General features: G+C 47.6%; 16 protein-coding genes. 12 read left to right on the forward strand and 4 right to left on the reverse strand.

Features of this window, described 5'->3' with window-relative positions; translation table 11 throughout:
- Window positions 1-7: 7 nt before the first annotated feature.
- Genes XMG59_RS01750 through XMG59_RS01765 form a run of 4 tightly spaced genes read right to left on the reverse strand, consistent with a single transcriptional unit; the run spans window position 8 to window position 3502 of the window.
- Entirely contained in the window at window positions 8-691 is a 684-nt protein-coding gene (locus XMG59_RS01750) for a TIGR01621 family pseudouridine synthase (RefSeq protein ID WP_173498108.1), read from the reverse strand.
- Window positions 688-1416: a DnaA regulatory inactivator Hda gene (hda, locus tag XMG59_RS01755; protein WP_173484274.1), complete on the reverse strand. Its 729-nt coding sequence runs from the start codon at window positions 1414-1416 to the stop codon at window positions 688-690. The genes XMG59_RS01750 and hda overlap by 4 nt, the downstream gene beginning before the upstream one ends.
- On the reverse strand, window positions 1416-2489 hold the full coding sequence (locus tag XMG59_RS01760; protein ID WP_173481541.1) for an AI-2E family transporter: 1074 nt from the start codon (window positions 2487-2489) through the stop codon (window positions 1416-1418). The genes hda and XMG59_RS01760 overlap by 1 nt, the downstream gene beginning before the upstream one ends.
- The gene (locus XMG59_RS01765) at window positions 2489-3502 is read right to left on the reverse strand and encodes a hypothetical protein (protein WP_173481542.1); all 1014 of its coding nucleotides are present in this window, start codon (window positions 3500-3502) and stop codon (window positions 2489-2491) included. The genes XMG59_RS01760 and XMG59_RS01765 overlap by 1 nt, the downstream gene beginning before the upstream one ends.
- Window positions 3503-3629: 127 nt before the next feature.
- Here XMG59_RS01765 and purM point away from each other — a divergent pair, with 127 nt between their 5' ends.
- The 12 genes from purM (at window position 3630) to XMG59_RS01825 (ending at window position 15227) form a co-directional block, all read left to right on the forward strand.
- A complete protein-coding gene (gene purM / locus XMG59_RS01770; protein ID WP_173498109.1) occupies window positions 3630-4688 on the forward strand; it encodes a phosphoribosylformylglycinamidine cyclo-ligase in 1059 nt (352 codons plus the stop codon).
- 2 nt (window positions 4689-4690) lie between these two features.
- A complete protein-coding gene (purN, locus tag XMG59_RS01775; protein WP_173498110.1) occupies window positions 4691-5329 on the forward strand; it encodes a phosphoribosylglycinamide formyltransferase in 639 nt (212 codons plus the stop codon).
- A gap of 18 nt (window positions 5330-5347) precedes the next feature.
- Window positions 5348-6034 carry a DUF3108 domain-containing protein gene (locus tag XMG59_RS01780; RefSeq protein ID WP_173498111.1) on the forward strand — a complete coding sequence of 229 codons (687 nt, stop codon included), beginning with the start codon at window positions 5348-5350 and terminating at the stop codon, window positions 6032-6034.
- Window positions 6027-6263, forward strand: coding sequence for a YfcL family protein (locus XMG59_RS01785; protein ID WP_173498112.1), 237 nt, complete (start codon window positions 6027-6029; stop codon window positions 6261-6263). Before XMG59_RS01780 ends, XMG59_RS01785 begins: the two co-directional genes overlap by 8 nt.
- Before the next feature lie 158 nt (window positions 6264-6421).
- The gene (locus XMG59_RS01790; protein ID WP_173483162.1) at window positions 6422-7285 is read left to right on the forward strand and encodes an MBL fold metallo-hydrolase; all 864 of its coding nucleotides are present in this window, start codon (window positions 6422-6424) and stop codon (window positions 7283-7285) included.
- A 15-nt stretch (window positions 7286-7300) separates the two neighbouring features.
- Entirely contained in the window at window positions 7301-7720 is a 420-nt protein-coding gene (locus XMG59_RS01795) for a TIGR01244 family sulfur transferase (RefSeq protein WP_173483163.1), read from the forward strand.
- A 26-nt stretch (window positions 7721-7746) separates the two neighbouring features.
- Window positions 7747-9504 (forward strand): sulfate permease, encoded by a 1758-nt coding sequence (locus XMG59_RS01800; RefSeq protein ID WP_173494522.1) that lies wholly within the window; start codon window positions 7747-7749, stop codon window positions 9502-9504.
- 61 nt (window positions 9505-9565) lie between these two features.
- Entirely contained in the window at window positions 9566-10465 is a 900-nt protein-coding gene (locus tag XMG59_RS01805; protein ID WP_173483164.1) for a lysylphosphatidylglycerol synthase domain-containing protein, read from the forward strand.
- A gap of 74 nt (window positions 10466-10539) precedes the next feature.
- Window positions 10540-11541 (forward strand): glycosyltransferase family 2 protein, encoded by a 1002-nt coding sequence (locus XMG59_RS01810; RefSeq protein ID WP_173498113.1) that lies wholly within the window; start codon window positions 10540-10542, stop codon window positions 11539-11541.
- Complete coding sequence (locus tag XMG59_RS01815) at window positions 11541-12998, forward strand: glycosyltransferase family 39 protein (protein ID WP_173498114.1); 1458 nt, start codon at window positions 11541-11543, stop codon at window positions 12996-12998. Before XMG59_RS01810 ends, XMG59_RS01815 begins: the two co-directional genes overlap by 1 nt.
- On the forward strand, window positions 12988-13635 hold the full coding sequence (locus XMG59_RS01820; protein ID WP_173483167.1) for a phosphatase PAP2 family protein: 648 nt from the start codon (window positions 12988-12990) through the stop codon (window positions 13633-13635). Before XMG59_RS01815 ends, XMG59_RS01820 begins: the two co-directional genes overlap by 11 nt.
- A 134-nt stretch (window positions 13636-13769) precedes the next feature.
- Window positions 13770-15227 (forward strand): deoxyribodipyrimidine photo-lyase, encoded by a 1458-nt coding sequence (locus XMG59_RS01825; protein ID WP_173498115.1) that lies wholly within the window; start codon window positions 13770-13772, stop codon window positions 15225-15227.
- Window positions 15228-15347 lie beyond the last annotated feature (120 nt).

The following is a 15347-nucleotide window of genomic DNA, read 5'->3' on the forward strand; positions in this document are numbered from 1 at the left end:
TGTCTCATTAATTCTGGTTCTTAAGCCAATGTTCTGGCCAATAGTTGCCATTTTCAAGTTGCTTCAGCTTGTCGATAAAAGTGTTTTTGTTGAACCACTCACCTTCTAGAGGGGCTGCCTCTATCTGAAAAGCCTCTTTTTGGTACTGAAATGCGATACGCCAAGCATGCAGGTAGGTACGATCAGAGGGCTGGCCATATCGCTGGTCACCGAGTATTGCCGCACCTTCACTTTTCAGGGCGACTCGAATCTGGTGCGTCTTACCGGTTTTAGGTCGACAGACGAAGAGACGTAAACCCGGCTCAATAGAGAGTGAAAAGAAGTCAGTAATAGCAGGGTTAGACTGAGTTTTGAGCAGCTTATAACTTCCATTCCGCGCCGCTGCCATATCACCTTTGATGCGACCCTGCTTTCGTTTCGGCTTCGATTGGCTTAGGGCGAGATAAGTTTTTTGAATCGACTGTTCACTGAACAGGTTTGATAGCTGCGCGGCTGCTTCGGCATGTTTAGCGAACAGAAGCACGCCCGATGTCACCTTATCTAACCGGTGCACCATCCAAAGCTTTAACCCAAACTGTTGTTCAGCAAGCAATTGAAGACCCAACTCTCCTGACTCAGAGTGCATCCCAACGCCTATCGGCTTGTAGATGGCCATAAAATCGGGGTGATCAAAAAGGCGTTGCAGCGTCACAGCCAACCCAACACCTGTTTAGCAAAGGGGATGGTCAGTTTTCGTTGCGCCTGCAAAGAGGCTCGATCCAACTGATCCAGGTATTCATACTGTTTCGAAAGGTCTCGCTCACCATGATTCAATAGATACTGTGCGACCTCATCAGCCAACACCAAGCCTCTAGCGGCAGCCTCTTGCTGAATCGCTTCCCGTTTCTGCTCATCCGAGAGAGCCTCCAGCTTGAAAGCCAGCCCCCAAGCCAAGCGTGAACGAAGGTCTGGAAGCTCAATTTGGCTGTTTGCGGGGGAATCCACACCACTGATCAACAATGAGTGGCCAATGTCTCGAATGCGATTGAATAGATGAAAAAGCGCCTCTTGCCAAGCTGAATCTCCTATCACAGCACCCACATCATCCAAACAGACCAGCTGAAAATGCTCCAACCCTTCAAGCATCTCCACCGACAATTCATCGGTTTGACTCAGTGGTAGATAGATCGCCGAAATACCGAGAAGCTCTGCCTCGTTACAGAGCGCCTGAAGAAGATAGCTCTTACCGGTATTCTCACGACCGTATAGATAGACAAAAGACTCTTGGGACTGATTCTCTTGTCTATTAATCAAACCCTTTAACGCTGGTATTAATGCACTCTGTTGGGACTGAACAAAACGAGATAGCTTAGCGTCACTGCGAAGCTGAACACCTAAAGGGAGTTGCTGAGGAGTATTCTGTGATGAGAGAGACATCAGACTGACGGTTCATCCTGATCAACTGCGTGATGGTAAAGCGAACTCTGTTTATAGCCACTGTGAAGATGTGACAATAACACGCGAATAATAGCCGCCACCGGCAGCGCCAACAACACACCAATGAAGCCAAACAGCTGACCACCCGCCATAATCGCAAAAATGACCGTAACCGGATGAAGACCGATCTGATCACCGACGAGTTTCGGGGTCAGGACCATACCTTCCAGCAGTTGGCCGACCATAAAGACCGCTGCTACACCCAGAAGAATGGTCGGATCTTGGAACTGAACATAGGCCGCAACCGAAGAGGAGAGAATGCCAATGATCACGCCAAGGTAAGGAACGATACTCGCCAACCCTGCAATCAATCCTAACAGCAGAGCAAGATCTACCCCGAGAAGTGCCAGGCCTATCGCATAGATAACACCCAACACCAGCATGACCACTAACTGCCCTTTCATGAAAGCACCGAGGACAAAATCACACTCTTTTGCCCAGATAGAGACCTTAGGTTCTAGATTTCTTGGCAACAACTCAGCGATGTTTGCGACCATCGTGTCCCAATCTCTCAACAGATAGAAAGTGACGACTGGAATCAATACCAGATTGGCTAACCAAGCAGCGATAGCCAATCCAGACTGTGTAATAGAGGATATAAGAGCGGTCGCGATTGAACCGGTACTCTGCCAGTGTTGAGCCAACACGGCTGTAATTTGAGCCAGATCCGGTTTAGCAATGGACAGACCTAAGTTAGCTTCAATCAGAGGGATCAACTCGTTGTTAACCAGTTCGATAACTACTGGAATTCGCTGAGCGACAATCTGAATTTGATGTGACAACTGTGGTATCAGCAGCAGTAATGCACCCACCAGAACCAAGGCTAAGGAGGTAAATACAACAATGACGGCCGGGGTTCGACCCATGCCTTTTGCCTCTAATCGATCAGCAATAGGGTCTGATATGTATGCCAATAGAGCACCCGCAACAAAGGGACTTAATACCGGTGCCAATAGATATAGAAGGATTGTGATAACAATTAGAACTGAGAGAATAAACCAACGCTGCTGCATTATTCGATCACTTCTTCAATTGATGGAGTGATTTCTGCCTCAGGCACAAGAGTAGCATCACTATCAGTAGACAAAGGCTCTAATAAGGCTTCAAGGGTTGCTGGCTCTTCCAGCTGAAAGGGTTTGTACTGGTAAGCATCAATACCCGTCTCCTCTAACCAAGATTGCTCAACCAATAGAGCACTCAGTTCGGCAAGCCCGAGATCAGAACCCACCACTAAACGGATTTCAACGTCGTTCATCTGTGACACATACAAAAATTTAACACCCTCTGTCTCACGTAGTTTACCTGTCACTCGTAACAGTGAAGAGAGATCATCCAGACCTGTCACGCTGATCTCATGACCAGTGTGTTGATAGTTACTGGAAACAATCGCAGAGCTCTGTGTGGGTAAAACGGGCGCAGCGGTTTCAACAGCCGAGATAACCGGAGGCGCAACCTGATCTACCTGAGCCGTTGGAGCCTCAACCCTTTCCGGTTTAATCGATTCTACGTCTGCGGTGTTAGCATTGGGCTGCTCGACTATTTCATCAGCGGTGGAGCGCTCATCAATGGCCGGACCCGCCTCTAAATCCAGTTGCATTTTTAGCCAACTCACACCCAAGGCAAGCCCATCGCTGGTCACGGAAGTACGAAGATTTTGACCTACACCCTCTTTAATAAATCGCCAATTGATACCACCCTCGTTCAATTGCACGAGCACTGCAGCACCATTTCCGGTGCCGGCCGCACTGCGTTGAAGTGTTTCATCAATGGCTTTGCCCTGAACCAGTTGAGGGTAGAAGAGTGGCCCGACGCCAAATTCACTGGGCAGTGCGACTGAGATAGATTCAGATCGACCTTTTTCGACCAAGAATTGCACCCAACGAGCACTCTCCTGCTCAGCTTTAACCGGCGATTCGCGCCCATCAACTGGCCACAATAGTAGATCTTTAGCCACCGCACTCACTGAGCAAGTCAGTAGAGCTGAAGCTAGAGCTAGAACCTTGATTTTCATTAAATGGCGAGACATCAAAAAACCTAAGAAAAAATCATCGCTAAATTTGCTAAGAACTGTAACACACAATAGCTCAGCGGTGCGCAAACTGATAGAATTCACAACCTATTAAATTCGCTTTCACCCCTGAGGTTAAACACAGATGTCTAGCAATACCAATACCCCTTCAATCAGCTACAAAGATGCTGGAGTCGATATCGATGCAGGTAACGCCCTTGTCGAGAAAATAAAAGGTGTTGCTAAACGCACAGCCCGTCCAGAAGTGATGGGTGGTTTGGGTGGCTTTGGTGCTCTGTGTGAAATCCCGGAGGGTTACCGCCAGCCAGTACTGGTCTCCGGCACCGACGGTGTCGGTACTAAACTGAAGTTGGCCATGGATCTTGGCCGTCATGACACCATCGGTATCGACTTGGTGGCTATGTGTGTTAATGACCTAGTCGTTGCTGGTGCAGAGCCTCTATTCTTCCTTGACTACTACGCAACAGGCAAACTGAATGTCGATATGGCAGCAGACGTTGTATCCGGTATTGGTAAAGGGTGTGAACTGGCCGGTGCCGCACTGGTTGGTGGTGAAACAGCCGAAATGCCAGGCATGTACGAAGGCGACGATTACGATCTAGCCGGCTTCTGTACTGGCGTTGTCGAGAAATCAGAGATCATTGATGGTACTAAAGTACAAGCTGGTGACGCTCTAATCGCACTGGGTTCATCGGGTCCTCACTCAAACGGTTACTCACTGATTCGTAAAATTCTTGAAGTGTCTAACGCTGACCTAAACCAACCAATGGGTAAGGGTACGCTCGCAGATGCACTGATGGAACCTACTCGCATCTACGTTAAATCGGTTCTTGAGCTGATCTCGAAGGTACAGGTTAACGCTCTGTCTCACATCACCGGCGGTGGCCTTCTAGAGAACATCCCACGCGTACTTCCTGAGAGCGCAAAAGCGGTGATCGATACCAATAGCTGGGAGATTCCAGAAGTATTCCGTTGGATTCAAGCCGGCGGCAACGTTGATCAAACAGAGATGTACCGCACCCTTAACTGTGGCGTTGGCATGGTGATCTGTGTTCCTGGCAGTGAAGCTGATAAGGCCATTGAGATCCTGTCTGCAGCTGGCGAAGAGGCTTGGCTGATCGGTTCAATCGCAAACGCTTCAGCGGGCGACGAGCAAGTTGAGCTGGCAGGTATGAGCCACTAACTATGAAGAACATTGTAGTTCTAATCTCAGGGTCGGGATCGAATCTACAAGCCATCATAGATGCTACCGCCAACGACCAGCACTGCCGTGTTGTTGGCGTGCTCTCAAACAGAGAGAGAGCCTATGGTTTAGAGCGCGCTAAAAAAGCCGGTATAGAGACAGCTGTGGTTGATCATACCCATTTCGATTCACGCCTTGCGTTTGATAGTGCACTGATGGAGCAGATCGATGCATGGCAAGCGGACCTCGTGGTATTGGCTGGCTTCATGCGGATCTTGACAGACGAATTTGTTCAGCACTTCAGCGGTCGACTTCTTAACATCCACCCCTCTCTTCTGCCTAAATATAAAGGCACCAACACCCATCAGAGAGCATTGGAGGCTGGCGATACAGAGCATGGCTGTACTGTGCACTTTGTCTCAGAAGAGCTGGACGGCGGAGCTGCCATCATTCAGGCTGCTACCTACATCGAGCAAGGCGACACTGTTGATTCATTGATCCAAAAAGTGCATCAGCTAGAGCATAAAATCTACCCACTTGCAGTCTCTTGGTTTGCCTCTGAACGCATCACTCTAGAGAACAACCGAGTCTTTCTAGACGGATCACCTTTGGGTGAAACAGGCTACCTTTACCGAGTGTAAATGAGGATTAATGGGAAGATGAGAAGTTGGGTAGCACTGTTATCGATACTTCTTATCGGCCCATCCTTTGCTCAACCTACCCCTTTTAAAGCCTCTTACAGTGCCAACATCGATCTTTTAATTGATGTTCCAGTGACTGCGACACGAGAGCTCGTTAAAACCTCCACAGGAACCTGGCGATTTACCAACAGAGCCTCAGCGTTTATGGCCAAGCAGAGAGAAACCAGCGAGCTCAAATTCAGTCATGGTGAGTGGTCACCGCTCTTATACAACTACGAGCGCAGTCTGTTTGGTCGCTCACGCTCTATCTCAATTGACTTTGATGAGGCTGGAGGCCGAATTACGACACTGGTCAATGGGGACCCCTGGAATCAACCTTGGGAGAGTGCAGTTCAAGATAGGCTCAGTTACCAGCTTCAACTCAGAGAAGATTTAAAGTCAGGGCGGCAACAACTTGACTATAGAATCGCTGATGGTGGGCAGATAAAAAATTATCAGTTTAATAGGCTTGGCGAAGAGTTACTGAAAACCCCTGCAGGAACTTTTCTATGTGAAAAATTGCAACTGGTTCGAGCCGGCCAACAGCATACGACTCTTATCTGGATGGCAAAAGAGCTCGACTACCTCACCATACGTTTAATCCGAATCGATGCAGACGGCAAAGAGCACCTTCTTAACTTAAAATCCGTGGAATTTTATGATTGATTTAAAGACCCTATCCGATCAACTGTTAGAGCTTGAAACCGTCTCACTGGACAACCCTGATCAGCTGTTTGCGATCTCCTATATCAGGGGGCATATCGATCTACTTCATAGCCAAGATGCAAAACTGAATCTAGCTCAATTGATCACTGAGATTAGCGAATCATTCAAGGTCGACAAGATGTCAGCAACCGATCAATCACTTGTTTTAGAGCTGTTGAATTCATTTTAATTCTTAGACTCTACACCTTCGAATAAATCCCCTTTACATCCCCCGTCGTAATTGACAATTCGCAAATTAAGAGTACGATACTTATCTTAAGCTATAAGCATATAACTAAAGTCTAGACAGACCGTTAATTGCACCTTAAAAGCTAGATGGAGCATCCAATGCAGCCTATCGTTAAAACCTTCTTTGATGAACCCACCTTTACCTTCAGCCACGTTGTTTCAGACTCTGAAACGAAAGAGTGTGCAATTATCGATTCCGTTCTCGATTTCGATTACGCGTCAGGTAAAACTGATCGAGTATCAGCCGATCAAATCATCACCTACATAAAAGAAGAGGGGCTGCAGACCAAATGGATTCTTGAAACTCACGTTCATGCCGATCACCTATCTGCAGCACCCTACTTAAAGGATCAACTGGGCGGCACCCTAGCCATTGGTGATCACATCACTGTGGTACAAGATGTTTTCGGAAAGGCTTTTAATGCCGGCACAGAATTTGAGCGTGATGGCAGCCAGTTTGATCATCTATTCAAGGATGATGAGTCATTCAATATCGGCTCAATCGCTGCAAAAGCGATCCACACACCCGGACACACCCCTGCTTGTATGAGCTATTTAATCGGTGACGCTCTGTTTGTGGGTGACACCTTATTCATGCCTGACTACGGAACCGCGCGTTGCGATTTTCCTGGGGGCGATGCAACAACCCTCTACCAGTCGATTCAGAAGCTATTCACCCTACCGGATGAGACCCGTGTCTTTATGTGTCATGACTACAAGGCACCTGGTCGTGATGAGTACCAATTTGAAACCACCATCGGTGAAGAGCGCCAGCACAATATTCACGTCAGCGTAGAGCATGATCAGGCTGACTTTATTCAAATGCGTGAATCACGTGATGCAACACTTGATATGCCTCGCCTGATTCTGCCGTCGGTTCAAGTCAATATGCGTGCTGGTCACCTGCCACCGGCTGAAGATAACGGGCAGCGCTACCTAAAAATTCCGGTAGACCTTTTCTGATTAAGGAAACATTTCATGGATGTAAGAAAACTCACCGATTCAATCAGCGTGTCACCTCAAGTAGCGATTGAAGATATTAAGTCCATTGCTGATGCAGGCTTTAAAACCGTCATTTGCAACCGACCAAACGGCGAGAGTGAGGATCAACCTGATTTAGCACTGATTGAAGCGGAGTGTCAGAAGCTAGGGTTAACCTACGTCTCTCAGCCCGTTATCTCTGGCAACATCAGCGACCAAGATGTTGAGGCATTTGATCAATTCCTAGCCTCTGCGCAAACCCCAATCTTCGCTTTTTGTCGCACCGGCACTCGCTGCACCATGCTATGGGGAATGGCAGAAGGGTCAAGACAGGAAGCCCAAGCGATTATCGATAAGGCCGCTAATGCTGGGTATGACCTTAACGGAATTAGAGCGCGAATCGAGGCACGTCAGTAATAAAGCAGCGTTTTCTGCTTTTCAGGATTAATACTTTGAAGAACTATTTTCCGATTTTAGACTGGGCAAAATCGTACAATAAGCTGACGCTGACCAACGATCTTATCGCGGCAGTGATTGTAACGATCATGTTGATTCCTCAATCACTGGCCTATGCTCTGCTTGCTGGATTACCGCCAGAGGTGGGTCTATATGCAAGTATATTGCCGCTGATCGCTTACGCTATTTTCGGAACCAGTCGTACTCTAGCCGTTGGCCCTGTTGCTGTTGTTTCACTGATGACCGCAACCGCTTTAGGTAGCCTCGGACTTGCCAACACCACCGATTACATTGCCGCTGCCGGTGCTTTGGCGCTCATTTCGGGCACACTGCTAATACTGATGGGCTTTTTTAAATTGGGCGCGATGGCCAACTTGCTCAGCCACCCGGTCATCTCCGGCTTCATTACCGCCTCTGGACTGATCATCGCCGCCAGCCAGCTAAAACATATTCTTGGCATCAACGCGTCTGGCCACAATCTATATGACATTCTCTCTTCAATCATCATTCACCTAGAGGACACCAACATCCCGACACTGATTATCGGTGTCTCTGCGACAGCCTTCTTGTTCTGGACCCGTAAGTGCTTAAAGCCACTTCTGCTTAAAACCGGGATGAACTCAAAACTGGCTGATGTCATTGCCAAAGCGGGACCTGTTTTGGCTGTAGCCGCCACAGCCTTTGCGACCTACTACTACCGCCTAGAGCTTGAGGGGGTCAAAGTCGTTGGTATCGTTCCAACAGGACTACCCGAGTTTGCACTGCCACATTTTGATGCAGAACTTTGGCAACAACTGTTAATTTCAGCCATGCTGATCAGTATTGTCGGTTTTGTTGAGTCAGTCTCTGTTGCACAAACACTGGCAGCGAAGCGTCGTCAAAGAATTGATCCCAGCCAAGAGTTGATTGGCCTAGGCGCATCCAACGTAGGTTCAGCGGTATCTGGCGGCTTCCCAGTGACAGGTGGATTCTCTCGCTCCGTTGTCAACTTTGATGCCGGCGCAGAGACACCAGCTGCTGGGGCATTCACAGCAGTGGGTATTGCCGTGGCTACCCTCTTCCTAACACCGCTTCTATTCTTCTTACCCAAAGCTACACTGGCAGCAACCATTATCGTGGCTGTTTTATCGCTAGTAGATCTTGGTGCTCTAAAACGCACTTGGAGCTACTCGAAGCCTGACTTCATGGCAATGCTGGCAACCATACTACTGACGCTGTTAGTCGGTGTAGAAGCAGGCATCATCGCTGGTGTGACCCTATCGATCGCCCTGTTTCTGCAGCGTACAAGTAAGCCACACGATGCGATTGTCGGCCGAATTCCTGGCACAGAGCACTTCCGCAACGTCGATCGTTTTGAAGTGGAGTACGATGAGAAGATCATCACACTGCGTATCGACATGAGCCTCTACTTCGTTAACGCGCGTTATTTAGAAGATCGCGTCTACGACCTGATTGCCCAACAAAAAGGGGTCCAGCACTTTGTTCTGATGTGCCCAGCCGTCAATCTGATCGATGCATCGGCTCTAGAGTCTCTTGAGGCGATTAATCAGCGACTCAAAGACTTTGGTGTCTGCTTCCACCTATCAGAGGTAAAAGGCCCAGTTATGGACCAACTAAAGAAGAGTCATTTCCTAAACGAACTGACTGGCCAAGTATTCCTCAGCCAATACCAAGCCTGGTGCACTCTTCACAACGAGTCCGATACGCGCATGAGCAAATGCGCCAAAGCGGCTTTGTCCGACTAAAGACAGACATTAGAGTGGTTTGATGGCACACTGAAGGCTAACTTTAAGTGTGTATGGTTTTATGAGTAAAACGCTTCGTTGGTTTATCGCGACCACTCTATTTTTAGCCCTAGCGATTGGAGTTGAGTTAACAATCGGGTGGAGATCCATTCTCGAAGATTGGCAGACTCTCTCTATAACCAATCTACTCTTTTTGACCCTGCTCACCTTTATCTCATACCTCCTAAGAGCTGAGCGTGTCTTTAACTACTTTGCCTCTGAATCACACTCCCGCGTTAGCTACATAAAGATCAGCTTTTTACATAACGCGCTGAATAACTTTTTACCGATGAGACTCGGCGAAGCCGCCTTCCCATTGTTGATGAAACGTGAATTTTCAGAATCCATGCTGACCACATCGGCGGGGTTGCTGGTGATTCGCTTGATGGACCTTCATGTTTTACTACTTCTTGCTTCGTTTACCCTCTTCTCAGTAACACCCCTGCTGGGAGGCATAGCTTGTACAGCCCTTATCTTGTTACCACTGTTAATGAGAGTTGGAGGAGAGTCACTAATCCGTCTATTTCCAGAAAAAATTAGGAACTTACTCAATAAAGTTGAACACCTATGGCCAAAAGACTACAGGCTGTTAGGCAAAACCTACCTTATGACTCTACTTATATGGATTGTGAAGTTGGTAGCACTTATTCTAATCCTAATGAGCTTCCTTAATATCGACTTTTTCAATGGTGCACTGGCTGTCATATTGGCCGACATTTCAGGCGTTTTGCCGATTCATGGACTAGCAGGTTCTGGCACTTATGAGGCTGCAATGTTAGCTGCTTTATACCCGATGGGATTTGAAACCATAGAGGCCGTAAAAGCGGCCATTAATGTGCACATCTACCTTTTGGGCGCGTCACTGCTATCTGTCCCTATTGCGCTACTTCTGCCCAGCCCTAGCAGGAAAACTAGCTTTTAAAAAGAGACGACAAACTTTGTTAAGAGTCAGCCATAAGGTATGATTCACCACTCAAATCCAGACACGAGATCACCATGTCAAACAGACCCACCCTCTCCGTTGTAGTTCCTATGTATAAAGAGGAAGATGTCGCACAACTGCTTGTCGAGCGGGTTCATGATGGTCTTTCTGATTACCAAGGTAACTGGGAACTTGTCTGTGTGGACGATGGATCACCCGATCAGACGGTAGACCGCTTAAAGGCCGCCGCAGAACAGTTTGGTAATCAGGTTAGAGTCATTGAGCTGCAACGTAACTTTGGTCAGACAGCTGCCATGCAAGCGGGTATTGATGCAGCACGTGGTGAACTGATCGTGACGATGGATGGGGATCTACAAAACGATCCTAAAGACATCCCTAGAATGGTCGATGAGCTCATTGAACGTGACCTCGACCTACTCCAAGGCTGGCGAGTCAATCGTCAAGATGCCGCCATCAAACGCAAACTGCCGTCAAAAATTGCCAACCGTTTGATTGCAAAAATCACCGGGGTAAAACTTCACGATTACGGCTGCAGTCTTAAAGTGTATCGCGCGTCCGTGCTTAAACAGGTGCGTCTGTTCGGTGAAATGCACCGCTTTATCCCCGTCTGGGTTGCTGGTGTCACCTCACCAAGACGGATCGGTGAAACACCTGTAACACATCACGCTCGTGAATTCGGTGAGTCTAAATATGGCATTAGCCGAACCTTTCGAGTGATTATCGACATCATCTCCGTTTTCTTCTTTCTTCGTTACAAAGCACGTCCTGGACACTTCTTTGGGTCGATTGGTCTGGCATCCGGTGCCATCGGCGGTGCTATGCTGAGCTGGCTATTTGCCGTTAAATTTTTCTTAGGCGAAGACATCGGCAGCCGTCCAATGTTGATGATCGCCATCTTTTTGATCTTGATGGCTTTGCAGTTTCTAACCACTGGCGTTATCGCAGAGATGTTGAGTCGTATCTTTTTCCAAGATAATCGAAGCGCCAGTTTTGTTGTTCGTCCATCAGCTCCCATTGCTGATGATGAGTGCTGGAAAAGAGCTGATCACGAGTAATGCTAACGCTGTTTAGAGATCGCAGTTTTCAATTTCTGTTATTTGCGGCTGCGATTCTATTTGCTTACCGTGAATGGATTACGCAGTCAGCACCGATTCACCTCTTTTTTGATGAAGCCTACTACTATGGCTGGTCGCAGAGCCTAGACTGGGGCTATTACTCTAAGCCACCAATGGTGGCATGGCTGATTCGACTCACCACGGATCTATTCGGTAGCAGCGAGTGGGCAATCAAACTGGCCTCCCCGCTTCTCTACTCAATCACTTCGCTTATCCTGTTCTCGATTGGTCAACGTCTGCACTCGACTAGAGCAGGACTTTATGCCGGCTTACTGTTTCTTACCATGCCGCTGGTTAGTTTCAATTCGTTGTTCATTACCACTGACGCACCTCTGCTCTTTTTCTGGACATTAGCTCTTTTGCTCTTTTTGAAGGCACAGCAGTCCAATCAATGGGTAGTATGGATGGCTGCTGGTATCGTAGGTGGACTGGGGTTGCTCTCTAAATACACCTTCATACTCTTTCCGGCAGGCTTTCTAGTCTACGCTGCGATTTCAAAAGAGGGTCGCGAACTCCTAGCTAACCCCAGATTTTGGGTCGCCTGTGGCATTGCTATTCTATTGCTACTACCGAACCTGTGGTGGAACTATCAACACGACTTCATCAGTTTTCAGCACACGGCTGAGATCTCTCAACAATCTGAATCCAGTTTCAGCATTGTTCGTTTAATCGAATTTTTGGCTACTCAACTTGCCGTAGTTGGCCCCGTGAGTGCACTAGCGCTTTTCGCATCAACTTTCATGCTAAAAAGAGTGAAAGGTACAAAGCTTCTATGGGCAATATTCATACCCATCTTTTTGGTTATCAGTTTTCAAGCACTCTCAGCACGAGCCAATATTAACTGGGGTGCACCGGCTTACATAACCGGTGTATTACTGGTAGCGATTCTTTTATCACTCAGAAACAGCCACAAAATACTCACCTTGACTGTGAGCATCAATCTATTATTAATGATTGGCTTTTATCACTACACATCAATTCAAAAGGGTCTAGGGTTCGAACCAACCCCGAAAAACAATCCTTACTCTAGAATCCAGGGTTGGTATGAACTCTCTAACGAGATTGCCCCATCATTAGCTCAGTACCCTGAATTAATTGTTGCTAGTGAATCTCGCAAAGTTGCCGCCTATTTTGGTTTCTACCGTGATCCAAAAAATTTAAATGCAAGAGCGTTAGATTTAGACAATCACATTAAGAGTCACTACGAACTCCTCTACCCTGTCTCAAATGAACCGGAAGCGAGCTTTTTATTTTTAAGTGAGCGAATGGATGCAAAATCACTGGAGCGTTATTTCAATCAAGCAGTACATTTAGATTACAAAAAAGTGACTGTCATGAAGGGGCTTGAGCGACAGGTCTATGTCACACTAGTCAGAGGTTTTAAAGATGACAATTAGGAGTGACCTCTTACTAACCATCTTATCAGTGATCCTATTTACTACACTGCCAAATTTAGATCTTTGGGTCTCTTCACTTTTTTATGATGGTACGTTTTTCTCAAAATCATCTCTCTTCTTTGGCTCAATCTACTGGCTATTTGCTTATCTTCATTTTGCAATCTTGCCGATTCTTATTATTCTTGCGATCTATTTCTGGATGACGACCACTGATAAAAGTGACCCTTTTCAAAAAAGGATCTATACCTTTTTGTCACTCTCTTTGATTTTAGGCCCGGGCATATTGGTTAACGCACTGTTGAAAAACAACTCGATCGGCCGTGCTCGCCCGTCACAAATCACCGAGTTTGGCGGGCAAGCAGACTTTACTCGTGCCTTTGAATATTCAGGCGCCTGTGACAGCAACTGCTCGTTTGTCAGCGGTCACGCGTCGATGGGATTCTTCTTTATCGGCTTGGGCTGGTTAATGCAATCTAAGCGCTGGTTCTACATTGGTTTAGGAATTGGCGTGATTGTTGGTATCACACGGATTGTCCAAGGTGGGCACTTCCTATCCGATACTGTCTTTGCACTCTGGGCGGTTTATTGGGTGAACATGGGGTTGGGCAAGATATTAAAGATCAAATCCCCCATTTAGAGCGGCTGACAGGCTAATGCCAGTCACCGAACAAACTATAAAGTGACTGGCTTCAACCTGTCATCGGCTTTATCAGCCGGCAGTGATCCGATTCATTCCCCTCAACCTATACCTCTGCATCAACAGAGGTACACATGCCAACCCCCATCAATATTGTCTGGTTCAAACGCGATCTTCGCCTGACCGATCACCGACCTCTAAAAGAGGCGATTGAATCAGGCTTACCTCTACTGCTTATCTACATTTTCGAACCTGAGCTCATGGAAGATAGCCACTACAGTGAACGTCACTGGCGGTTTGTCTATCAGAGCATCAACGATATCAATCATCAGCTTGCGGCATTTAATTCTGAAATAGTCATGCTCAACGGTGAGCCAACCGAGGTGCTCTCTAAAATACTCTCGATCACGTCTGTTCACTCAATCTATAGCCACGAAGAGATCGGCATGGCCAAAACCTTTGCCCGTGATAAACGGGTAAAGAGGTTATGCATGAAGCAGGGCATTCAGTGGAATGAGTCACCCTACGGAGCCGTTATTAGAGGGGCTCGCAGTCGTGATAACTGGTTGGATAATTGGGATGCACGGATCAAAGGCCCACTACATCAACCGGACCTAACCCAACTCATCCCTGCTAGGCTAGATCACTCAAACCCACTACCCTATTTTAAACCTCAACCGGATTGGTTAGAGACTGACTCGCTGATGCAATACGGTGGCCCTAGCGCAGCAGCATCTGTGATAGAGAGCTTTTTCACGGAGCGTGGTCAGCTCTATTCCAAAGCGATCTCTAAACCCTCCGCCTCTCGCAAGCACTGCAGTCGACTGTCCCCCTACCTTGCGTGGGGAAATATCAGCCTAGCTGAGGTTTACCAACAATCCAAACCCCCTGGCATTAAAGGCCAGTGGGAGAGATCCCTTAGAGCGTTTCGATCGCGTCTGCACTGGCACTGCCACTTCATTCAGAAGTTTGAATCTGAGATCGAGATCGAAACCCAACCGATCAATGCAGGCTATAACCACTTTCCGTGGCGAACCGATGACAAAGTTGAAGAAGATCTAAAGGCTTGGGAGAGTGGCATGACCGGTGTACCTCTGGTTGATGCCTGTATGCGAGCACTCAATCGCACCGGTTACATCAACTTTAGAATGCGAGCGATGCTCGTCAGCTTTCTCTGTCACTACCTGAAAATAGACTGGCGTCTCGGCTCACCTCACTTAGCTCGACAGTTTCTAGATTTTGAACCGGGCATTCACTTCCCACAGCTGCAGATGCAAGCAGGAACGACGGGTATTCATACACTGAGAATATATAACCCCACTCTACAGGCCGAGGAGCATGATCCAGAGGGTCACTTCATCGCGAAATGGGTACCTGAACTAGCGGAACTACCCAAAGAGCTCAGACACTCCCCTTGGGCGATGGGTGGACTTGAGAGACAGATGCTAGAGAGAGAGCAGAGCTATCCAGATCCAATTATCGATCTAAAACATTCAGCTGCTGAAGCCAGAGAGCTGTTTTGGGGTTGGCGTGAACGGCCAGAGGTTCAGATGCATAATCGAGCCATACTCAGGAGACATGTGATTGAGTAGCTTGCCGTTGACTCAACAGGGGGTGACAGGCTGAAAGCCAGTCACCAGGGCAAACGCTAACTAGTACTGACGTGACTGGCTTTAGCTTGTCACCTAACGGAGCTACCGTGACTGGCTTTA

This window comes from Marinobacterium sp. xm-g-59 (assembly GCF_013283315.1).
GTDB lineage: Bacteria > Pseudomonadota > Gammaproteobacteria > Pseudomonadales > Balneatricaceae > Marinobacterium_E.